Here is a 21,452-nt window from a genome sequence, read left to right as displayed (position 1 = left end):
CTAGTCCAGCAGCAGCGCGGCGGCAAGGGCTATTCCCCGGCGCGCCCCTTCACATCCTCGACCTCCTCGCTACGGGGCGTTGACGGGGTGGGTCGGCGCGGAGTCCTCCGCCTGAGCGCGCGCGGACGGTCCCCTGCGGCGTACCAGCATCGGTCCGATCAGGGCCAGCGCCGCCAGGGCCAGGATCGCCGCCGACACCGGTCGCGTGACGAAGACGGTCCAGTCGCCCTCGGCGAGGGTGAGGGCACGGCGGAACTGGGTTTCGGTCATGGGGCCGAGCACCGCGCCCAGGACCAGCGGGGCCAGGGGGTAACCGGTGCGGCGCAGCAGGAAGCCGAGGACGCCGAAGGCCAGGGCGACCGCGAGGTCGAAGGGGTTCTGCGCCAGGGCGTAGACGCCGAGGGTGGCGAAGACGAGGATCCCTGCGGTGAGCAGCGGACGGTCGATCTTCAGGAGCTTCACCCAGAGCGGGATCAGGGGAAGGTTGAGGAGGAGCAGGACCACATTGCCGATGTAGAGGCTGGCGATGAGGGTCCACACCAAGGTGGGCTGCGTCTCGAACAGTTGCGGTCCCGGCTGCACGTTGTACATCTGGAACGCGATGAGCAGCATCGACGCGGTCGCCGACGTGGGGATGCCGAGGGTGAGCAGCGGCACCAGGACGCCGGAGAACGCGGCGTTGTTGGCGGCCTCCGGGCCTGCGACGCCCTCGATGGCACCCTTGCCGAACTGTTCGGGGTGCTTGGTCAGGCGCCGTTCCAGGTTGTAGCTGAGGAAGGTGGGGATCTCCGCGCCGCCGGCCGGCAGTGCGCCTATGGGCATGCCGAGGGCGGTGCCGCGCAGCCACGGCTTCCACGAGCGGCGCCAGTCCTGCCGCGTCATGCCGATCCGGCCGCGCAGCGGCAGCGGTTCGGGATCCGGGGCGCGCCGCAGCCGGGCCGCGGTGTACAGCGCCTCGGCGATCGCGAAGAGTCCGACCGCGATGGCGACGAGAGCGATGCCATCGAAGAGTTCGGGAACACCGAACGTGTAACGGGCCTGCCCGGTAAGGCTGTCGATGCCGACGAGGCCGATGGCGAGGCCCAGGAAGAGGCTGCACAGTCCACGCACCGGCGCGTCGGCGACGACCGCGGTGACGGTGGCGAAGGCCAGCACCAGGATCGCGAAGTACTCGGCGGGCTGGATGTGTTCGGCGATCGAGGAGAAGGCGGGGCCCGCGAACGTCACGCCCAGCGTGGACAGGGTTCCCGCCACGAAGGAGCCGATGGCGGCCGTGGCGAGCGCCGCGCCGCCGCGGCCCGCGCGGGCCATCGGATGCCCCTCCAGGGTGGTGGGCACGGAGGCCGTCTCACCGGGAACGTTGAGCAGGATCGCGGTGGTCGAACCGCCGTACATGCCGCCGTAGTAGATGCCCGCGAAGAGGACGAGCGCGCCGACCGGGTCGACGACGGAGGTGAGCGGGAGGAGCAGCGCCACCGTGGTGGCGGGGCCGAGTCCGGGCAGCACACCGACCAGTGAGCCGAGCACGCAGCCGCCGAGCGCGAGCAGCAGATGCAGCGGGCTGAACGCGTGGGCGAACCCCTCGCCCAGATGGGAGAGCACATCCATGGGTTACAGGTCCCATCGCAGATAGCCGGGCGGGAGGTGGATGCCGAGCAACTGGTCGAAGAGCAGATACGTCGCGAGCGCGAGGGCGAGACCGACCAGCAGGTCGCGTCCGCTGCGGCGGCTTCCGAGGATCCGGGCGACGGCGGCGAAGAGCACCGCGGTGGTCTGCCAGTAGCCGAGGAACTCCAGCATGAGGACGTACCCGGCCAGGGTCACCAGGAGCAGCGCCACCGGACGCCATTCGGTGACGCGGGCCTCCTCGCGGGCCTGTTCGTCATGGGCGGGGTCGCTGCCGCGGAAGCACTGGACGGCGTTGATCGCGGCGGTGATCGTGAGGCCCGCACCGATGAGGAGCGGGAAGGCGCGCGGCCCGACATCGGTGCCCTCGGCGAGCGCCGGGGTGGGAATCGCGAACGCGAGGGCGAGGATGGTGACACCGGCGGCGAGGAAGGCGAGCGCGGCGACGCGGGGAGCGAGGGGGCGTCCTGCGGCCGGGGCGTGCGCCACTGGGCCGTGCGGGATTCCGCCGTGCGGGACCCGGTCGTGCGCGGTCCGGTCATGCGGAGTCCGGTCCTGCGCGGTCCGGTCCTGCGGGCTCCGGTCCTGCGCGGTCCGATCCTGCGCGGTCCGATCCTGCGCGGTCCGATCCTGCGCGGTCCGGTCCTGCGCGGTCCGGCCCTGCGCGGTCCGGCCCTGCGCGGTCCGGCCCTGCGCGGTCCGGCCCTGCGCGGCCCGGTCCTGCGCGGTCCGGTCCTGCGGGACCCGGCCGTGCGGGCTCCGGTCCTGCGGGCTCCGGTCGAGCGGGCTCTGGTCGCTCATCCGAGACCGACCTCCTTCAGCACGGCACCGACCTGCTTCTGCTGCCGGGCGATGAGCGCCCCGAACTTCCGTCCTGGGAGCCAGACTTGGTCCCAGTCGTTCTCACGAAGAGTCTTCTTCCAGCAACTCGTGCGCCGCATCTTGTCGATGAGCCGGACAACGGTGCGCTGTTCGGCGGCGTTCAGGCCGGGCGGCGCCATGACACCGCCGATGGCGTCCACGGCGTCGTCTCCGTACCCGAGTTCGTCGAGCGTGGGCGGGGAGCCGAGGTCCTTCGGCGACCTGCCGCCGGAGACCGCGAGGATGCGCAGCTTGCCCGCCTCCACTTGGGGGCGGATCTCGGAGAGGGTGGAGAGCCCGGCCGTGGCGACACCACTGAGCAGCATGTTGAGGACCTCTCCCCCACCGCCGGTGGGTACGTAGGTGAGTCGGTCCGGGGCCAGGTGCACACGCTGGGCGAGCGAGGCCACGGTGATGTGGTCGGGGCCGCCGAGGGAACCACCGACCCACTTGGTGGCGCGGGGCTTCTTCGCGGTGGCGCGCATCAGCGAACGCAGGTCGCGGTAGCGGGACTTGGCGGGGACGACGATGGCGGTGGTGGACACGGTGAGTCCGGCGATCGGCGTGAGTCGGGTGAGGGAGACCGGCGAGTGGTTCTGGATCCCGCCGCCGAGCAGGGTCACCGTGTCCATGGTCATCAGCTGGTACGGGTCGTCGACGCGGCCCGCCAACCGGGCCAGGCCGATGGTGCCCGCGGCGCCGGGCGCGTTGCTGACGGTGACGTCCTCGTCGATGACACCACAGCCGGTGAGCGCCGCGCCGATCCCCCGGGCGCGGGAGTCGAAGCCCCCGCCCACGCTGCCGGGGGCGAGGATCGCGAGGCCGCGGGAGGGGTAGCCGACGACGGCGGCACCGGACTCGACCGGCCCGATCGCACACCCACCGAGACCGGTACTGAGCACGGTCGCCAGCAGCACACCGAGGGCGATGCGCCCACGCCGGGGCGGATCCGGTGGCCGGGGGCGGCGGGAGAGCAGGGACATGAAAGGGACTCCAGCGCGGCGACGAGGGGCGTGAACGGACGGACGGCGTGAGCGGACGGCCGGTGTGAGCGGACGGCCGGTGTGAGCGGACGGATGGCGTGAGCGGACGGACGGCGTGCACGGACGGCGTGCACGAACCACTGGCGTGGATATGCAGGGCGCAAGTGGCCTGGATCTTCCGTGCCCCGCCGTCGCGGCGGCAAGGGGATTGACACCAAACCATCAATCCTCCAGGGTCGGCGGATGCCCGTCGTGATCGAACTCGGCCCGGTGGCGAGCCGGTTCGTGGTCCCCAGGGTCTCCCCGCTCGCCGAACTCTGCGCCTGCCTGCACGCCTTGCAGACACCGGGCCACCATCCGGCCTCGCGCCGCTGGGCGGACGCGGTGCGACAGGACGCCGAACCCGCCCTGCTCGACCGGGCGGCGGCCCTGTCACCGCTGTGGGGCGCGTTCAGGGCGCGCTATCTGCTGCCCCTTTCGGCGGACGGGGAACGCGAACTCGCGGTGGAGATCGCGGAGATCACGGCTCTGGACCAGGAGACGTTCACCGGGATGACGGCGCAGGCCCTGCTGGGCAAGAACACACCGCGCCCCGAGGACTCCCTGCGGGATCCGGGCCGGTTCCTCGCGCGGCTGCGGCAGCACGCGGAGGACCGGTTCACGCTGGGCGCGCGGCTGCTCTCGGACCCCGAGGGGCTGCGGGGGACGCTCACGGAGTTCCTCACCGTGGCAGGCGAGCAGTGGTTCGGGGCGGAGTGGGAGCGGGTCGCGGGTCCCCTGGGCTCCGAGGTCAGGGGCCGGTTCCAGGAGCACCGGCAGGACGGCGCCGCGGTGCTGGCCGGCTTCCCGACCGCGCGGGCGCTCACCGACCCGCCGCGGGTGGAGTTCGAGAAGCTGTACCAGGCGCGGGTGCCACTGGCCGGGACACCCTGTCTCCTCGTGCCGTCCCTGCACGTCAACCCGCATGTGGCGATCAAGCACTACCCGGGGTTCCCGATCGTCGTCCAGTACCCGGTGCGCGGCGGGGACGGCGCGGGACCGCCCTCCCTCGATGTGGTGCGGCAGCGACTGAAGGTGCTGCACGAACCACTCAGGGTCGACCTCTGCCGGACTCTGCTGCGCGAGGCGATGACCACCACCGAGCTGGCCGAGCAGTACCGGATGACGCCACCTCAGATGTCCCGGCACCTGCGACGGCTGCGGGAGTCCGGGCTCGTGGTCGCCCACCGGCGCGGCGCACGCGTCCACTACCAGCTCGACCAGGAGGCGGTCCGCACCCTCGGTGGCGACCTGCTCGCGGCGCTGCACCGCTGAACGGGCGTGGTCCGCACGGTCATTGACTCCTGCGCGGCAATCTCCTTGAGGTGACCGGACCCACCGGCGACGCTGACGACGGAACATCCCGCGCCCGTCAGGGCCCGGCGCCCACCAGGCCGTCCGCCGGGCACCGCCGCACCACGATCGAGGTCCCGCCGCATGAGCTCGCCGAGCACCGCCTCCCCCACGGGGTCCCGCACCAAGTCGACCACCGACTTCTACGTCACCGGGGCCACCACCCAGTTCGCGTCCCGCCACGACCAACGCCTGTCGTACTGCCTGTACGTGCCGACCGCGCACCGCACGGCGGAGCAGCCCCTGCCGCTCCTGGTGATGCAGCACGGCACCGGCCGCACCGGCCCTCAGTACCGGGACGCGATGGCCGGGTTCGCGGAGGAGCACGGCATCGTGGTGCTCGCCCCGCTGTTCCCGGCGGGACTCGGCAGCGACCCGGACGACCTGCACAACTTCAAGTTCATGGAGTACGAGGGCATCCGCTTCGACCTGGCCCTCCTCGCGATCGTCGAGGAGGCGGCGCAGCGCGTGCGCGTCGACGCCGGACGCTTCGTGCTGCACGGGTTCTCCGGCGGCGGCCAATTCGCCCACCGCTTCCTGCTGCTGCACCCCGAACGGCTGGCCGGGGTGTCGATCGGCGCCCCCGGGCGGGTCACCCTGATCGACCCGGAGCGCGCATGGTGGCTCGGCACGGGCGGCTTCGAGGAGCGCTTCGGCAAGCCCGTGGATCTGGACCGCATCCGCGAGGTGCCGGTGCAGCTGGTGGTCGGCGAAGAGGACACCGAGACCTGGGAGATCAACAACCCCGGCGACTCCAACTGGATGGAGGGCGCGGACGCCGTGGGCCGCACCCGGGTCGAGCGGATCACGGCGCTGTACGAGAACTATCGCTCCCTGGGGATCGACGCGTCCCTCGACATCGTTCCCGGCGTGGCCCACAACGGGATGGGCGTCCTGGACGAGGTCCGCGCGTTCGCGGCGGGCGCGCTCGGGCGGCGCTGAGCCGGCGGCCGCGCCCACCCCCGCCCCCTCAGTAGTCTTCCGCCCGGTCCTCCAGCACCGCGTGGATCTGCCGGGTCGTCGCCGCCGCGATCCCCGGTGACTCGTGGGCGTACGCGGTGTACGCGAGGAGGGCGCCGGTCAGTCCCCAGCCGCGGCCGCGGGCCCAGGTGTCGGCGTCCGGCGCGAGGGCGGTGCGGAAGAGCGCCCGGCCGGGCGGTGCCATCAGCGAGTAGGCCATCATCAGGTCGGTGGCCGGGTCCCCGAACGCCAGGCCGCTGAAGTCGATCACCGCGCTGAGCCGGCCGCCGACGGTGAGCAGATTGCCGGTGTGGAAGTCGCCGTGGACCCACACGGGCGGCCGGTTCCAGGGTTCGGCCGCCAGGGCCGCGTCCCACACCGCGGTCATCGCCTCCGCGTCGAAGGTGTCCGCGGCCCGCGCGATCGCGGCGCGCGTGGCACGGTCGCGGTCGGCCAGGGGCTGCGGGGGCGGGACCGCGGCGGTTCCCGGCGCCGGCCGGTGGACGCGGCCGAAGTCCCACAACGCCAGGAGAAAGCCCGCCAGTTCACCCGCGGCGGCGGTGTCGTCGCCCAGCTTCTCGGTGGTCGCCGTCTCCCCGTCCAGCCAGCGGGAGACCGACCAGGGCCAGGGGTAGCCGAAGCCGGGTCGGCCCTGCGCCACCGGGACGGGCACCGCGAGCGGCAGCCGCGGGGCGAGCCGGGGCAGCCAGGCGAACTCCTTGCCGAGCGCGCCGAGCGGCCCGGGATGCCGGGGCATCCGCACCGCGAGCTCGCCGCCGAGCCGGTGGATGACATGGTCCGAGCCGCCCGGTTCGACGCGCTCCAGCGGCAGGCCGGCCCACTGCGGGAACTGCGCGTCGACGAGTCTGCGGGTCAGTTCGGTGTCGATGGACGGACGCATCCACACACCTTCACGCCTCACGCCGCCCGCCGCACCCCTTTTTCCGCGGCGCCGGAGCGGCCGTAAATGTACGTACAGCTTGCGTCACAACCCGGCAGTCACTTGTACGTCGACGGGTACACGCCCTAACTTAGATGTACGTACATTATCGGGAGGGGTTCCCTTGGTGACCAAGCAGCACCACCGGACGGTGATCGTGGGCGGCGGCTCGGCCGGTATCTCGGTCGCGGCGCGGCTCCGGCGTGCGGGCGAGCGTGACGTCGCGGTCCTCGACCCGAGCGAGCGGCACTACTACCAGCCGCTGTGGACGCTGGTCGGTGGCGGACGGGCGCCGCTGAAGGAGAGCGTGCGGCCGCAGCGGTCCGTGATGCCGAAGGGGGTCCGCTGGATCCGGCGCGCCGCGGTCGCCGTCGATCCGGAGGCCCAGGAGGTGACGCTGGACGACGGCGGTGTCGTGACGTACGACCATCTCGTGGTCTGCGCCGGTATCCAGCTGGACTGGGACGGCGTGCCCGGCCTTGAGGCCGGGCTCGGCCAGAACGGGCTCTCCAGCAACTACCTGCCGCACACCGCGCCCGTGACCTGGCGTTTCATCCGCGAGACCCGCTCGGGCAGCGCCGTGTTCAGCATGCCGTCCGGAGCCATCAAGTGCGGCGGCGCCCCGCAGAAGATCGCCTACCTCGCCGCCGACCACTGGCGCAGGGAAGGCGTCCTCGGCCGAATGGACATCCATCTGGTGCTCCCGGCGGACACCATCTTCGGTGTCCCGGAGTTCGCTCGGGTCCTGGAGGGCGTGGCCCGCCGGTACGGCATCCACGTCCACTACGGCAGCGAGGTCACCGAGGTCCGTCCGGAGGCGCGCGAGGTCGTCGTCACCGACATCGGCACGGGCCTCAAGACGACCCTCCCGTACGACATGGCCCATCTCGTCCCGCCGCAGAGCGCCCCGGACTGGCTCAAGCACGGCCCGCTCGCGGACGCGGCGAGCCCGGCCGGCTACGTCGAGATCGACAAGCACACGATGCGGCACGTCCGGTACCCCAACATCTGGGCCCTCGGCGACGCCGGCTCCTCGCCGAACTCCAAGACCGGCGCGGCCGTGCGCCGGCAGGCACCCGTGGTCGTCGAGAACCTGCTGGCGACCATGCACGGCCAGGAGCCGCTCGCCGTCTACAACGGCTACTCCTCGTGCCCGCTGACCACGGCCCGCGACAAGATGCTGCTCGCCGAGTTCGACTACAGCAGCCGGCCCGCCCCGTCGATCCCGCTCATCGACACCGTCCGCGAGCGCACCGACATGTGGTACCTCAAGCGGCACGGTCTGCCGTTCCTGTACTGGAACCTCATGCTCCGCGGTCTCGCGTGACCCGCACACCTCCCCCGAACAGCAGCTTCATGACCCAGGAGTCCGTCATGCCCCAGGAGCCCGTCACCCAGGACGGCACAGGACCGCTGATATTCGTGCAGTTCTACCTCGACTGCCTCTCGCACGCCTCGTACCTCATCGGCGACCGCACCACGGGCCGCGCCGTCGTGGTCGACCCCCAGCGCGATGTCAACGAATACCTCGCCACCGCCGCACACCACGGCCTCACCATCGAGCGCGTCGTCGAGACACACGTCCACGCCGACTTCCTCTCCGGCCACCTGGAACTGGCCGAGCGCACCGGCGCCCCCATCTCCTACGGCTCCGCCGCCGACGTCGACTTCGACACCGACCCCCTCGCCGACGGCCGACACCTCCGCCTCGGGGAGGTCGACCTGGAGATCCTGCACACACCTGGCCACACCCCGGAGTCGGTCTGCGTCGTCGTACGCGAGCACGCCGGCGACCCCGTCCCCTACGGCGTCCTCACCGGCGACACCCTGTTCATCGGCGACGTCGGCCGCCCGGATCTGGTCAACGCGCGCGGCCGGTCCGCCCAGGACATGGCCCGCGCCCTGTACCGCTCCACCCGCGAGCGCCTGCTCCCCCTCCCCGACGAGACCCGCGTCTTCCCGGCGCACGGGGCCGGCTCGGCCTGCGGCAAGAACCTGTCGACCGCGCTGAGTTGCACGCTCGGCACCCAGCGCCGCACCAACTACGCCCTGGCCGACATGTCCGAGGACGCCTTCGTCGAGGTCGTGACCTCCGGCCAGTCCGCGGCGCCCGCCTACTTCTCCTTCACGTCCGCGCGCAACCGCGAGGCCCGCCCGGTGCTCGACGAGGACTCCCCCGTCCCCACCCTCACCCCGGACGCCGCCTTGCAGGCCGTCGCCGACGGCGCGACCGTCCTCGACACACGGGCCCCGGGCCCCTTCGCCGCCGGCCACCTGCCCGGTTCGGTCGATGTCCCGCTCGGCGGCCGGTTCGCCGAACTCTGCGGCGAGGTGCTCCCGGCCGGGACGGACCTCGTCCTGTGCGGCGACCCCGCCTCCGCGCGCGAGGCCCGCAACCGTCTCGCCCGCATCGGCTACGACCGGGTCCTCGGCGCCCTGCCCGCCGACACCCTGCGGGCCGAGCACATGACGTCGACGCCACGCGTGGAAGCGACGGCCCTCGCGGCCCGCCTCGCCGACAGCACCCGGCCCTTCACCCTGCTGGACGTACGCGCCCCCGGCGAGATCCACGACACCGGCACCCTCCCCGGCGCCCGCACCATTCCGCTGCCCGAACTCGTCGCACGCATCAGCGAGTTGACGCCGCATCAGCACCAGCCGGTCATCGTGGTGTGCGCCAGTGGCAACCGCTCGTCCGTGGCCGCCTCCGTGCTCCGGGCCCACGGCTTCGACGCCGACGACCTGCGCGGTGGCTTCGCCGCATGGCACGGCCCCGTCGAGCGCCCGGCGGGCGCGGGCGGCGTCCCCGCGTGAACATCCTGATCCTCGCCGTGCTCTGCGGCGCCGTCGTCGGCCTGGCCCTCGGCGGGCTCGGCGGCGGCGGTGGCGTGCTCGCGGTCCCCGCCCTCGTCTACCTCCTGGGCGTCGCCCCCGCCGACGCGGGCACCGCCAGCCTGCTCATCGTCACGATCACCTCCGCCACCGCCCTCGCCCGCCACGTGGGCACCGGAACCGTCCGCTGGCGGACCGGCCTCCTGTTCGCCGCGGTCGGCGCAGTGCCGACCGTCGGGGCGTCGATGCTCGCGCACCGCCTCCCGCAGAACCTGCTGACCGGCGCGTTCGCCGTGCTGGCCGGGGTGGCCGCCGCGGTGATGCTGCGCGGCACCCGTGCCTGTGACGACGCGGCGCCCGCGAGCCCCGACCCACCGGCGCGGGCGGCAGCGGGGCCCGCCCCCGGCCCCGTACAAGTACGAGAGGCGACACAGACGGCACAGACGGCCACCTCTACCACCGAAGTCGGCCGGGGCGGCCCCCTGCGGACCGCCGGGGCCGGGGCCGGGCTCGGCGCGGTGACCGGGCTGCTCGGGGTGGGCGGCGGGTTCCTCGCCGTGCCCACCCTGGTGTCCGTGCTGCGGCTGCCGATGCGGACGGCCGTCGGCACCAGCCTCGTCGTCACCCTGCTCAACTCGCTGGTGTCCCTCACCACCCGTCTGACGACCGAGGGCGTCTCCATCGATCCCGCGGTGCTCGGCCCCTTCGTCGGCGCCGCGATCCTCGGGGCGTGGGACGCCAGGCGCCTGGCGGCCAAGCTGTCGGGACCGGCACTGCAGCGCACGTTCGCGGTCCTGCTGCTCGCGACGGCGGCTTTCATGCTGGTGGACGCCGTCGTGTGAGTGCGCCCGAAGGTTTGCACCGCCTCCGCAAATCGACGAGCATGCATCCCGTGCCCACCAGCAGCTCGCAGTCCGGCCCCCGTCCGCTCACCCGGTCCAAGGGCACGCCGCTGTGGTCCCAGCTCCGCGCCGACCTGCTGCGGCGCCTTGAGGACGGCGAGTTCCGGGACGTCTTCCCCGGCGAGCACGACCTCGTCGCCGAATACCAGGTCAGCCGGCACACCGTCCGCGAGGCGCTGCGCACCCTGCGCGCGGAGGGCCTGGTCACGGCGCAGCGGGGCAGGGTGTCCCGGTTCGCGGCGAGCCGGCCGCTGGAGCAGAAGGTCGGCGAGGCGTACAGCCTCTTCCGCTCCGTCGAGGAGGTGGGCGCGGTCCAGCGCAGCACCGTCCGCCGCCTCGACCAGCGTGCCGACGGTGTCATCGCCGCCCGTCTCGGCCTGGAGGAGTCCACTCCCCTGGTGCACCTGGAACGTCTGCGCCTCGCCGACGGTGAGCCGCTCGCCGTCGACCGCGTCTGGCTCCCCGCGGACATCGCCCGCCCGCTCCTGTCCGTCGACTTCACGCACACCTCGCTCTACGACGAGCTGGAGCGCCACTGCCGTACGCACATCAGCGGCGGCTGGGAGCGCATCCGGGCCGTCGTGCCCACCCGCGCGGAGCGCAAGCTGCTCGACTGCCCCGAGTCCACCGCCTTGTTCGCGATCGACCGGCTCGGCCACGACGCCGCGCATCGCCAGGTCGAGTGGCGCCAGACCCTGGTCCGCGCGGACCGCTTCGCCGTGGCCGCGGCGTTCTCCGCCGACGACGGCTACCGATTGGGCGGGCCCGTGCCCACGCCCTGACAGGCCGTTCCGGAGGGGCTACTCCACCTCGATGCCGAAGTCCTGGACCAGTTCCTCCAGGCCTCCGGTGTACCCCTTGCCGCCCAGGACGAAGTCCCAGTCCCCGCCCGGCCGGTGCCGGAAGGAGCCGAGGACGAGGGCCGTCTCGCCGGGGCGGCCCTCGGAGACCTCCAGGTGTCCCAGCTCCGCGAGGCCCGGGTCGAGCAGTCGGATGCGGGCCTGGGTGAATCCCGCAAGATCGGCGTCGGGGTCGACCTCCGGGTCGATGGCGGCCACGAGCACCAACCGGTCGGCCGCGCTGGGCAGTTGGTCGAAGGCCACGCAGATCGCCGCCTTGTCCGGGGCGTTGGCCGGCAGGGCTCGCACCGAACCGTCCGGTGTCCGGGGGTTGTTGTAGAAGACGAAGTGCGCGTCGCCGAGAACGCGGGAGCCTCGGCAGACGAGGGCGCACACGTCCAGGGCGACCTCGCCCGCCCACGACATGCCCAGGACGTTGTAGTCGTCGGGCAGGGCGGGTTCCCGCTCCGGCGTCGGCTGCCGCGCCGCGTCACCACGGCGACCGGTGGTACCACCGCCCAACTGGCCGCTCAGGCCGTGCCGGTGGAGCAGATCGACGAGTTCCGCACCCGCGATCAGCTCCAGCGGCTTGCCGTTGGCGAACGTGTGGGAGCCCGGGCCGAAGCGCGATGTGGTCACGAGGACACCCTTGTTGGCGCCCGCGTCCTGCACCGTCCCGTACAGGTCGCGTACGGCGGTGGGTGGCACCGTGTTGCGGTACCGCTTCACCTGGACGACGATGTCGCCGCCCCGGATCGGCGTCGGGTCCAGGGCCCTGACGTCCACTCCCCCGTCGTTCGACCGCTGTGTCGTCACCGCCTGCATGCCCATGGCCTCGAAGAGCCGGGCGACGAGCGACTCGAACGCGATGGGGTCCATCTCGTACAGGTCCGGTTCCGTGTCGTCGCCGTGGGCCACGACGCGGCTGCCGACATCCCCGGGCCGCCGGCTCGGCCGGACCACGGCGGCCTGGTCGGGACGTGCGGAGAGCTGCCCGCGGAGCGCGTCGACCAGGCAACCGCACGCGTCGACCTGTGCCAGGTGCAGGCCACGGAACGCGGTGCGGGTGGCCATCACCGTGGCCAGGACGAGGTGCTCGGGCCGGCCCGTCGTCGGGTCGTGGCCGTCGACGAAACCGTTCAGGGCCACCGATTCCAGGGCCCCCGACTCGTCCGCGGCGAAGAGCTCGTGCACCGCCAGCAGTACGCACTGCGCGAGCACCTCCCGGTACAGCGCACGGCGCTGCCCGACAGGGCGGGCGGTCTCCCTGTACTCGTCGGCACCGGCCATGTACCGCACGGACTTGCCCGCGGGCACGATGTCGTACGCGGGCAGCTCCCAGTCCAGGACCAACTGCCGCGCGGCCGGGTCGTAGGCCGCCGTCACCTGGCGCGGAAACCCCTCGGGCCACGCCGACGACGCGTAGAGCGCGGCCGAGAAGTACTCGACGACGGAATCCGGGTCACGGCGCCGCACACCGTCGGCCACCGCTTCGACCGCGGCGTTGTGCCGCCGGATCTCCGCCAGGTGCGCGTCACTGCGCTGCTGGTGTTCGCGCTGGTACGCGGCCAACTGCCGCTGCCGGTGCGCCTCTGCGGCCTGGGCGGACTGCCAGTCCCGTTCGAACCGGGCCCGCGCCTCGGCCTGCGCATGGGCCCGCCGCCCCGCGGTCCAGCCGCCCTGCGCCTGGTACTGCTGCGGGTTCGGCATGGGCAACGGGTGCGCCAGTGGCCCCGGCGAGAACGGTTGGACCTCCTCGGTCCGCAGTAAGGAGGACGCGCGGAACACCGGTGCCCGACTGCCTGCCGCGAGGAGTCCCTGCAACGCGGCGACCTGCGCCTCCAACGCCTCCGTGCGGCGCCGCACCTCTGCCTGTTGATACTCGCGCCGACTCTGCGCGGCACGCCTCTGGTAAGCGCGCATCTCCTGCGCTTCGTGCCTGCTCCGTCGGGCTTCGATCTCGCGCTGGCGTTGCTGCTGCCGCTGCATCTCGGCCCAGACGCCGACCGTTCCCCTCGTGCGACGACTCATGTGCGAGCGCCCCTCCCCCAAGTGCCCTGATTCTCCCCACAACCAGGTATAGCCGCACTACTTCAGCGGGACACCACCCGTGCGCCGACCTGCCTCAGCCACGAGCCGCCCGACGCACGGAACGCGGCCGGTACTCCACCACCGTCAGCGCCAACGACACGTACCGCTCGACGAGTTCGTCGGGGGTCACCTCGCCGTCGGTGCGGTACCACTGGGCGATGGCGTTGCACATGGCGATCACGGCGCGGCGGGCGTCGTCCGGGTGGGGGGTCAGGAACACGCCGTCGGCGATGCCCCGTTCGATGACCTCGCGGAACTGCTGGGTACCGCGCTCCTCGTTCTTGCGGTAGCGGGCGAGGTGTTCGGGTTCGAGGCTGCGGCCCTCGGTCTGCACGATGCTGCTCTTGACCGGGTGCTCGATTCGGAACTGGACCGTCGCGGTGACGAGTGCCTCCAGTTGCTCCGCGGGGTCGCCCCCGGCCGCTTCGAGGGCCGTCCCGCAGGCGTCGAAGTAGGCGTCGAGGCCCTCTTCGAGGATGGCGACGAGCAGGTCCTGCTTGCCCTTGTAGTAGTAGTACAGCGCGGACAGGCTGACTCCGGCGCGCTTGGCGATGTCGCGGATCGAGGTGGCCCCGTAGCCCTGCTCGGAGAACTCCTCGCGGGCGGCCTCGATGATGGCCTTGTGACCTGCGGGTCGAGTGGACACGATGCTCCGATCTGCTGGGCCGCTCAGTCCGCCCCGCCACTGAACATCCGTACAGCCGGCGACGGCGCCGTCATCGTAGCGCCGTGTGTCCTCGCCGCCGAGCCCGTCGTGGAAGTCGGCCGACAGGCGCTTCCTGTTCCCGCCGCTCTCGGTGGTCCCGCTTGCTGCCTAACGAACGTTAAGCCGTGACCGTGCCTCGGCGACCCGCCCCCGTGCGGGCCGCCGAGCGGTTCAGTCGGTGATCTCGATGTGCCCGTTCACCGATTCCGCCCCGGCCGGTTCGGCGGTCTTCGGGGCGGGCACCGTCGCGCCCTTTCCGCCGGTGATGTTCTTCAGCAGCGCGGCGACATCGACGCCGGTGGTGGAGTTCAGCAGTTCCACGCCCTGGGCCACGTTGTCGGCGACCGTACGGGACAGCTGGCTCGCCCCGTCCGTGGAGATCACTGTCATCTTGTCGACGGCGCTCAGCGGTTCCGACGCCTTGGCGACGACCTGCGGCAGCACCTCGACGAGCATCTGCAGCACGGCCGCGTCGCCGTACTGCGCGAACGCGTCGGCCTTCTTCCGCATGGCCTCCGCCTCGGCGGCGCCCTTCGCGCCGATCGCCGCCGCCTCGGACTCACCCTCGATGCGGACCGCGTCCGCGAGCGCGGCACGGTGCGCCTTCTCGCCCTCACCGGTCAGGCGGGAGCGCTCGGCGTCCGCCTCGGCCTGCTTGACGAGCCCGATCCGGCGGGCCTCTGCCTCCTGCTCGGCCTGGTAGCGGGCGGCGTCGGCGGGCTTGCGGACCTTGGTGTCCAACTCCCGGTCGGTCAGGGCGGCTTGGCGCTGGGCGACCTTCTCCTGCTCGGTCAGCACCTCCTGCTGCCGGGCCGCGTCGGCGAGCGGGCCCGCCGCGTTCGCCTGCGCGGAGGCCTGGTCGGTCTCCGCCTTGATCTCGGCCTGCTTCAGCGCGAACGTGCGCTGCGCGATCGCGATCTCCTCCTCGGCCTTCAGCCGCGCCTGCTCGGCGGCGCGGCGCGCGACGGCCTCGGCGATGTCGGCCTCCTGCTTGGCGCGGGCGGCCTCGGGCCGGCCCAGGTCCTCCAGGTAGGAGCCCTCGGTGGAGATGTCCTGGATCTGGAAGGCGTCCAGGACCAGGCCCTGCCCGGACAGCGACGCCTCCGCCTCCTCGGCGACCTGCCCGGCGAACGCGGCCCGGTCGCGGATGACGTCCTCCACCGACATCCGTCCGACGATGGAGCGCAGCGCACCGGACAGCACTTCCTGGGTGAAGCCGACGATGCCGTCCTGCTGCATCAGGAAGCGCTGGGCGGCGGCCCTGATCGAGTCCTCGGTGCCGCCGACCTTGACGATCGCGACGCCTTCGAGGTTCGCCTTCACCCCGCGCAGGGTGACCGCGCCGCGCACGGCGACCGGGATGTGCCGCGAGGACAGGTCGAGGGTGAACTTCTGCTGCACGAACGGGACGACGAAGACACCGCCGCCGACCACGACCTTCTGGCCGCTGTTGTCGGTGATGACGTGGCCGGTCTCCGGGTCGGTGGACCTCTTGCCGCGCCGCCCGGTGACGATGAACGCCTGACTGGGACCCGCGACCTTGTAGCGGGTGATGACGACGAGCGCCAGCAGGACCAGGAGTACGACGACTCCGGCCACGGCGATGGTGACAGGGCTCATGATGGGTTCCCCCTCTGCCCCCTCGCCTCCCGGGAGACGGCAGTCGGTTGGTGGTGGTTCGTGATGTGCGTACGAACGATGGTCAGCGGTCGACGGTGCGGACCTCGACCGAGGTCGGCGACAGGATGTCCGCCACCCACACCTCGGCGCCGCGGGCGACCGCGATCGCGCTCTTCGCCGAGAACTTCGTCGGCTGGCCCGCGAGTTGGAGCAGCACCTCGCCGTATCCGTCGACCGGGATGGCGGTGACCACGGTGCCCGCGCTGCCGACGAGGTCGTCGCCGCGGGGCGTCACCGCGGTCTGGTCCCGCATCAGCGCGCGGGTCAGCTTCCACGTCAGCCAGCCGGCGCCGCCCCCCGCGACGGCACCGACGGCGGTGGCGGGCCCGGCACCGAGGTCGGTGGTGCCGAGCACGATCGCGCCGCCGAACCCGAGCATCGACACGAAGCCCGCGATCACGGGCAGCGACAGCAGTCCGTCGAAGAGCCCCTCCAGCACCCCGTCCAGCACCAGGGACAGGACGAGCAGCACCACTCCCGCGATGCCGAGTCCGAGAAACCACGTCATGCCACTGGCCTCCCTGGTCGTCCCTGTTCCGCGTGCTTGCCCCGGATGTTGTCATCGGCAACCACCTGAAGTCGCTTCCGGATCCCGGCAATCTTTACGCGATTTTGATGCCTACTTGCGCATACGTTAAAAAGTGCGGGGAGTACACGGCACCGCGATGGGGGTGGGCATGGCGTCGCAGCAGGACGTCCCCGACGAGTATCTGGACGGGTACGTCCAGGCGGTGGCCGACGCCTCCGCCACCGGACGCCGGCTGACCCGGGACGAACTCGACGCGCGCCGCGCGCTGGGCGAGCGCGCCGCGGAGGCCGGCCTCGGGCTGCGCGCCCTGGTCGCCGCCCACCTGGCGCGGACGCACACCGGCAACATAGGCACCAGGGTGACGGTCGACGCCGTCGTCGCGGCGGGCGCCCAGGCCATCGACGCGTTCGCCGAAGGCTACGAGCGCGCGCAGCGGCAGACCATGCGCCGGGAGGAAGCGGCGCGCCGCGAGTTCATCGACGACCTGCTCTACGGCCGCAGCGACCTGGGCAAACTCGCCGAGCGCGCCGAACGTTTCGGGCTGCGCCTGTCCGGCGAGCACGCCATAGCGGTGGCCCGCGGCGACAGCGCGTACGAGGAGGGCGACACCGTCGCGCGGGAGGTCGAGCGCGCGGTGATCGCCCGCTTCGGCAACCGGAACATCCTGCTGACCACCAAGGAAGGGCGGCTCGTCTGCATCGCCCCCGGCTACCAGTACGAGGTGCTCGCCTACTTCGCCAAGCAGGCCTACGCCGCCGCCGACGGCGGGGGCCAGGTCGCCATCGGCCGCCCGCAGTCCGGTCCCGGCGGTGTCGTCCAGTCCTACGAGGAAGCGCTGGGGGCACTCGACCTGGCCACCCGCCTCGGCCTCGACACGCCGGTGCTGCGCTCGGCCGACCTCCTCGTCTACCCCGTCCTCACCCGCGACCGGCAGGCCATGACCGACCTGGTCCACCACACGCTGGGGCCGCTGCACCAGGCGCGGGGCGGCGCCCAGCCGCTGATCGACACACTCATGGCGTACTTCGACGCCGGCTGCGTGTCGGCCGAGGCCGCCCGCCAACTGTCGCTCAGCGTCCGGGCCTTCACATACCGCCTCGCCCGCATCCACCAGCTCACCGGCATCGACCCGGCGATCCCGGCCGACCGCTACACGTTGCAGACCGCGGTGATCGGCGCCCGCCTCCTCGACTGGCCGGCGGACTCCGCCTGACGCTCGACAGTCGGTCGCAACACGTGCCCAACACGGCCGCTGCGTCGATACTGGCGAGGGACCGAAAGACGTCGACGAGCGCCACCTGCTAACGCCACCCGGAGGTACCAGTGAAAATGCTGATCAACGTAGCCGAGACGGTCGTCGCCGACGCCCTGCGCGGGATGGCCGCCGCCCACCCCGAACTGAACGTGGACGTCGAGAACCGGGTGATCGCGCGCCGGGACGCGCCGGTGGCCGGGAAGGTGGCGTTGGTGTCGGGCGGCGGATCCGGGCACGAGCCGCTGCACGGTGGGTTCGTCGGTCCCGGGATGCTCGCCGCGGCCTGTCCCGGTGAGGTGTTCACCTCGCCCGTGCCGGATCAGATGGTGCGGGCCGCCGCCGCGGTGGACAGCGGCGCCGGTGTGCTGTTCATCGTCAAGAACTACACCGGTGACGTGCTGAACTTCGACATGGCCGCCGAGCTCGCCGAGGACGAGGGTGTTCAGGTCGCCAAGGTGCTCGTGAACGACGACGTCGCCGTCACCGACAGCCTGTACACCGCCGGGCGGCGCGGCACCGGGGCGACCCTGTTCGTGGAGAAGATCGCCGGTGCCGCCGCCGAGGAGGGGCAGCCGCTGGAGCGCGTCGAGGCGATCGCCCGGCAGGTCAATGAGAACGCCCGGAGTTTCGGCGTCGCGCTGAGCGCCTGCAGCACGCCGGCCAAGGGTGCGCCCACCTTCGATCTGCCGTCCGGCGAGCTGGAGTTGGGGATCGGGATCCACGGTGAGCCGGGCCGGGAGCGGCGCCCCATGATGACGTCCGGGGAGATCGCGGACTTCTCCGTGAACGCCGTCCTTGAGGACCTCAACCCGAGCAGTCCCGTGCTGGTGCTGGTCAACGGGATGGGCGCCACCCCGCTGCTTGAGCTGTACGGGTTCAACGCCGAAGTGCAGCGGGTCCTCGGGGAGCGCGGCGTACCCGTCGCCCGCACACTCGTCGGGAACTACGTCACCGCGCTCGACATGGCCGGGGCCTCCGTCACGATCTGCCAGGCCGACGAGGAGTTGCTGCGCCTGTGGGACGCGCCCGTCAGCACGGCCGGTCTGCGCTGGGGCATGTGACACACCTGCCTGGGCATCCGACCACGTCAACGAACCTGAAAAGCAAGGAGATCACGTGCTCGACGCCGACTTCTTCCGGCGCTGGCTGACGGTGGCCGCCGCGGCCGTGGACCGCGAGGCCGACCGGCTCACCGAACTCGACTCACCGATCGGCGACGCGGACCACGGCAGCAATCTGCAGCGCGGCTTCAACGCCGTGCGCGCGACCCTCGACAAGGACGCGCCGGACACGCCCGGGGCCGTACTCACCCTGGCCGGACGACAGTTGATCTCGACGGTGGGCGGCGCTTCGGGGCCTCTCTACGGGACGCTGCTGCGCCGCACCGGCAAGGCGCTGGGCGAGGCGGCCGAGGTCAGTGAGGCGGACTTCGCGCAGGCGCTGAAGGCCGGGGTCGACGCCGTCGCCGCGCTCGGCGGGGCCGCTCCCGGCGACAAGACGATGCTCGACGCCCTCGTTCCGGCGGTGGAGGCGCTCGGCGACGGAGACTTCGCCGCGGCGCGGTCGGCGGCCGAGCACGGAGCGGAGGCCACCATCCCGCTCCAGGCCCGCAAGGGCCGGGCGAGTTACCTCGGTGAGCGCAGCATCGGGCACCAGGATCCGGGCGCCACGTCGTCGGCGCTGCTGATCGCCGCGCTGGCCGAGGCGGCGGGGGCCGAGTCATGAGCGCCCCCGACAAGCCCGTCGGCATCGTGCTGGTCTCGCACAGCAAGGACGTCGCCGAGTCCGTGGCGCGGCTCGCGGCCGGGCTCTCCGGGGGCGGCGACACCGCGCCCGTCGCGGCGGCGGGCGGCACGGAGGACGGCGGCCTCGGCACCAGCTCCGAGCTGATCTCCGCGGCCGCCGCCGAGGTCGACCGTGGTGCGGGTGTCGCGGTCCTCGTCGACCTCGGCAGCGCCGTGCTGACCGTGAAGGCGCTGCTGGCCGAGGGCGATGAACTCCCGGACACCACACGCCTGGTGGACGCGCCCTTCGTGGAGGGCGCGATCGCCGCGGTCGTCACGGCCTCGGCCGGAGCGGACCTGGACGCGGTCGCCGCGGCGGCCTCGGAGGCGTACACGTACCGGAAGGAATGAGGGATTGAGGGAATGAGGGAGCGGGGAGACACCTCCCGCCCTCGCCTCTCTCGCTTCCCTCGCCTCCCCCAACGAACCTTTGGTACAGACCTGTTGGCGCGAACCACTTGAGGAATGCCCGCCTCTCGTGCCATACAGGTCTGTACCAATCCGTTCGAACGGAAGGCCCTCCGTGCGACGCCACCCCCCACGCACCCGGCTCGCCCGCGCGGCCTGCGCCGCCGCGCTCGTACCCACGCTCGCCTCCTGCGGCCTCCTTTCCGACAGCGCGAAGGCCGACGGGCCCGCCCTGTCGGCGCCGGCCGGGGTCACCGCACAGGCCGGAAGCGCCACCTCCGTGCACGTCATGTGGAACCGCCCCGCGAGCACGGCGGAGGTCAAGGAGTACGAGGTGTACCGCGGCGCCAAGCGCGTGAAGCGGCTGCCCGCGGAGCGGCACATGGTCGATGTCACCGGGCTCACCCCGACGTCCCGCTACGTGTTCACGGTGCGCGCCCGCGGCACGGACGGCTCCCTCGGGCCCGCCAGTACCCGCGTCACCGTCACCACCCCGGCCGCCGTCAAGGAGGACCGCGCGGCACCGAGCCGGCCGACCGGGCTGCGCGGGGAGGCGGACGGGAGCAGGGCCGTGTCGCTGGCATGGCGGAAGGCGACGGACGACCGGGGCGCCGCCTCGTACGACATCTACCAGGGCGCCATGAAGATCCACAGCGTCGGCGGCAGGGAGACGCGGGCGCTGGTCACGGGGCTGCGGCCCGGCACCGCGTACGCGTTCAGCGTGCGGGCCCGGGACGCCGCGGACAACACCTCGGCCGCGAGCGGGACCCTCCGACTGACGACCGCGCGGGGCAAGGGTGAGGAGGGGCCCGGTACCGCCCCGGCGGAGTTCGAGGCGTCGACGCGGCACACGAAGGGCGCGTACTACATCGACCTGGCGTGGACGCCGCCGCGGACCGGCGGCGAGGTCCCGGCGTACCAGGTGTACCTGGACGGCCGGGAGGCGACGACGGTGATGTGGGGCGAGAGCGCGCCGGCCGGCTCGGCGACGTACAGCTTCTACATCGGCAAGAAGCCGCACGTGAAGCACCGGGTGAAGCTCCGCGCGCAATTGCCGGACGGGACGTGGGGTGCCTTCTCGACGGAGCGGTCCGTGGTCACGGGGAAGGCGGCGGAGAAGGGCTGAGGGTCAGTCCAGCTCCGTCAGGGTGCACTCAAGCCAGTCCACCCAGAACCGTTCGAGATCGATGCCCGCGCGCAGCACCGCGTGCTGCAAGCGGTCCGCCTCGCTGTTCTTCTCCGGCGGGAAGTCCCGCTTCTCGATGTCCTGGTACGTCGCCAACTGCTCGCGGTGCAGGGCGAGATGGCGTGCCAGATCCTCGGCGATGCCCTCCGTGCCGACCACGGCGGCCGAGCGCAGGCGCAGCGGCAGCGGGTCGCGCAGCGGCCTCGGGTCCTGGGGGGTGGCGGTCCAGCGGGCCAGTTCGGCGCGGCCCTGCGGCAGGACCTCGTACTCCTTCTTCTGCCCGCGTGCGGGTGCCTGGGTGGGCAGCGCGCGGATCAGTCCCTCACGTTCGAGTTTCCCGAGCTCCCGGTAGATCTGCTGGTGCGTGGCCGACCAGAAGTAGCCGATGGACTTGTCGAACCTGCGGGTCAGTTCGAGGCCCGACGACGGCTTCTCCAGGAGCGCCGTGAGGATCGCGTGCGGGAGTGACATGTCGTAA

At 72.3% G+C, this 21,452-nt stretch carries 20 protein-coding genes; 11 read left to right on the top strand and 9 right to left on the bottom strand.

What is annotated here, in order from left to right:
• Positions 1–69 precede the first annotated feature (69 nt).
• From OKJ99_RS33350 to OKJ99_RS33340, 3 genes are read right to left on the bottom strand one after another with little or no spacing between them, the layout of a single operon-like run.
• Positions 70–1,608 carry a tripartite tricarboxylate transporter permease gene (locus OKJ99_RS33350; protein WP_326021849.1) on the bottom strand — a complete coding sequence of 513 codons (1,539 nt, stop codon included), beginning with the start codon at positions 1,606–1,608 and terminating at the stop codon, positions 70–72.
• Positions 1,609–1,611: 3 nt separating this feature from the next.
• Positions 1,612–2,427, bottom strand: a complete 816-nt coding sequence (locus OKJ99_RS33345) for a tripartite tricarboxylate transporter TctB family protein (protein WP_326021847.1) — start codon at positions 2,425–2,427, stop codon at positions 1,612–1,614.
• Positions 2,424–3,470 (bottom strand): tripartite tricarboxylate transporter substrate binding protein, encoded by a 1,047-nt coding sequence (locus OKJ99_RS33340; RefSeq protein ID WP_326021845.1) that lies wholly within the window; start codon positions 3,468–3,470, stop codon positions 2,424–2,426. The genes OKJ99_RS33345 and OKJ99_RS33340 overlap by 4 nt, the downstream gene beginning before the upstream one ends.
• Before the next feature lie 243 nt (positions 3,471–3,713).
• Between OKJ99_RS33340 and OKJ99_RS33335 the strand changes: the two genes are divergently transcribed.
• On the top strand, positions 3,714–4,784 hold the full coding sequence (locus OKJ99_RS33335) for an ArsR/SmtB family transcription factor (protein ID WP_326021843.1): 1,071 nt from the start codon (positions 3,714–3,716) through the stop codon (positions 4,782–4,784).
• Between the two features lie 162 nt (positions 4,785–4,946).
• Complete coding sequence (locus OKJ99_RS33330; protein ID WP_326021842.1) at positions 4,947–5,804, top strand: PHB depolymerase family esterase; 858 nt, start codon at positions 4,947–4,949, stop codon at positions 5,802–5,804.
• Between the two features lie 28 nt (positions 5,805–5,832).
• Here OKJ99_RS33330 and OKJ99_RS33325 read toward each other — a convergent pair whose 3' ends face one another.
• Positions 5,833–6,723 carry an aminoglycoside phosphotransferase family protein gene (locus OKJ99_RS33325; protein WP_326021841.1) on the bottom strand — a complete coding sequence of 297 codons (891 nt, stop codon included), beginning with the start codon at positions 6,721–6,723 and terminating at the stop codon, positions 5,833–5,835.
• Between the two features lie 163 nt (positions 6,724–6,886).
• On the opposite strand from OKJ99_RS33325, the gene OKJ99_RS33320 reads away from it, so the two are divergent.
• Genes OKJ99_RS33320 through OKJ99_RS33305 form a run of 4 tightly spaced genes read left to right on the top strand, consistent with a single transcriptional unit; the run spans position 6,887 to position 11,278 of the window.
• Positions 6,887–8,089, top strand: a complete 1,203-nt coding sequence (locus OKJ99_RS33320) for an NAD(P)/FAD-dependent oxidoreductase (RefSeq protein WP_326021840.1) — start codon at positions 6,887–6,889, stop codon at positions 8,087–8,089.
• Positions 8,090–8,136: 47 nt separating this feature from the next.
• Positions 8,137–9,576: an MBL fold metallo-hydrolase gene (locus OKJ99_RS33315; RefSeq protein ID WP_326021838.1), complete on the top strand. Its 1,440-nt coding sequence runs from the start codon at positions 8,137–8,139 to the stop codon at positions 9,574–9,576.
• Entirely contained in the window at positions 9,573–10,436 is an 864-nt protein-coding gene (locus tag OKJ99_RS33310; protein WP_326021836.1) for a sulfite exporter TauE/SafE family protein, read from the top strand. The genes OKJ99_RS33315 and OKJ99_RS33310 overlap by 4 nt, the downstream gene beginning before the upstream one ends.
• A gap of 41 nt (positions 10,437–10,477) precedes the next feature.
• Positions 10,478–11,278 (top strand): GntR family transcriptional regulator, encoded by an 801-nt coding sequence (locus OKJ99_RS33305; RefSeq protein ID WP_407700816.1) that lies wholly within the window; start codon positions 10,478–10,480, stop codon positions 11,276–11,278.
• A gap of 18 nt (positions 11,279–11,296) precedes the next feature.
• Here OKJ99_RS33305 and OKJ99_RS33300 read toward each other — a convergent pair whose 3' ends face one another.
• From OKJ99_RS33300 to OKJ99_RS33285, 4 genes are all read right to left on the bottom strand, one after another.
• Positions 11,297–13,366, bottom strand: coding sequence for a restriction endonuclease (locus OKJ99_RS33300; protein ID WP_326021832.1), 2,070 nt, complete (start codon positions 13,364–13,366; stop codon positions 11,297–11,299).
• A gap of 94 nt (positions 13,367–13,460) precedes the next feature.
• The gene (locus OKJ99_RS33295; RefSeq protein WP_326021830.1) at positions 13,461–14,072 is read right to left on the bottom strand and encodes a TetR/AcrR family transcriptional regulator; all 612 of its coding nucleotides are present in this window, start codon (positions 14,070–14,072) and stop codon (positions 13,461–13,463) included.
• 231 nt (positions 14,073–14,303) lie between these two features.
• Positions 14,304–15,752 (bottom strand): flotillin family protein, encoded by a 1,449-nt coding sequence (locus OKJ99_RS33290; protein WP_326021829.1) that lies wholly within the window; start codon positions 15,750–15,752, stop codon positions 14,304–14,306.
• Between the two features lie 82 nt (positions 15,753–15,834).
• On the bottom strand, positions 15,835–16,320 hold the full coding sequence (locus tag OKJ99_RS33285) for a hypothetical protein (RefSeq protein WP_326021826.1): 486 nt from the start codon (positions 16,318–16,320) through the stop codon (positions 15,835–15,837).
• Positions 16,321–16,489: 169 nt separating this feature from the next.
• Between OKJ99_RS33285 and OKJ99_RS33280 the strand changes: the two genes are divergently transcribed.
• The 5 genes from OKJ99_RS33280 (at position 16,490) to OKJ99_RS33260 (ending at position 20,914) form a co-directional block, all read left to right on the top strand.
• Complete coding sequence (locus tag OKJ99_RS33280; protein ID WP_326021824.1) at positions 16,490–17,554, top strand: PucR family transcriptional regulator; 1,065 nt, start codon at positions 16,490–16,492, stop codon at positions 17,552–17,554.
• 110 nt (positions 17,555–17,664) lie between these two features.
• Positions 17,665–18,657 (top strand): dihydroxyacetone kinase subunit DhaK, encoded by a 993-nt coding sequence (dhaK, locus tag OKJ99_RS33275; protein ID WP_326021822.1) that lies wholly within the window; start codon positions 17,665–17,667, stop codon positions 18,655–18,657.
• Between the two features lie 55 nt (positions 18,658–18,712).
• Positions 18,713–19,321, top strand: a complete 609-nt coding sequence (gene dhaL, locus OKJ99_RS33270; RefSeq protein ID WP_326021820.1) for a dihydroxyacetone kinase subunit DhaL — start codon at positions 18,713–18,715, stop codon at positions 19,319–19,321.
• Positions 19,318–19,731: a dihydroxyacetone kinase phosphoryl donor subunit DhaM gene (gene dhaM / locus OKJ99_RS33265; RefSeq protein ID WP_326021818.1), complete on the top strand. Its 414-nt coding sequence runs from the start codon at positions 19,318–19,320 to the stop codon at positions 19,729–19,731. The genes dhaL and dhaM overlap by 4 nt, the downstream gene beginning before the upstream one ends.
• 172 nt (positions 19,732–19,903) lie before the next feature.
• Entirely contained in the window at positions 19,904–20,914 is a 1,011-nt protein-coding gene (locus OKJ99_RS33260) for a fibronectin type III domain-containing protein (protein WP_326021816.1), read from the top strand.
• Positions 20,915–20,917: 3 nt separating this feature from the next.
• On the opposite strand, the gene OKJ99_RS33255 is transcribed toward OKJ99_RS33260, so the two are convergent.
• Positions 20,918–21,445 carry a PadR family transcriptional regulator gene (locus OKJ99_RS33255; RefSeq protein WP_326021814.1) on the bottom strand — a complete coding sequence of 176 codons (528 nt, stop codon included), beginning with the start codon at positions 21,443–21,445 and terminating at the stop codon, positions 20,918–20,920.
• Between the last annotated feature and the right edge of the window lie 7 nt (positions 21,446–21,452).

This window comes from Streptomyces endophyticus, assembly GCF_035798155.1.
In the GTDB taxonomy this organism is placed as follows: domain Bacteria; phylum Actinomycetota; class Actinomycetes; order Streptomycetales; family Streptomycetaceae; genus Streptomyces; species Streptomyces endophyticus.
Note: the sequence above shows the minus strand (reverse complement) of the source record. Positions and strands in the feature narration are given on the sequence as shown.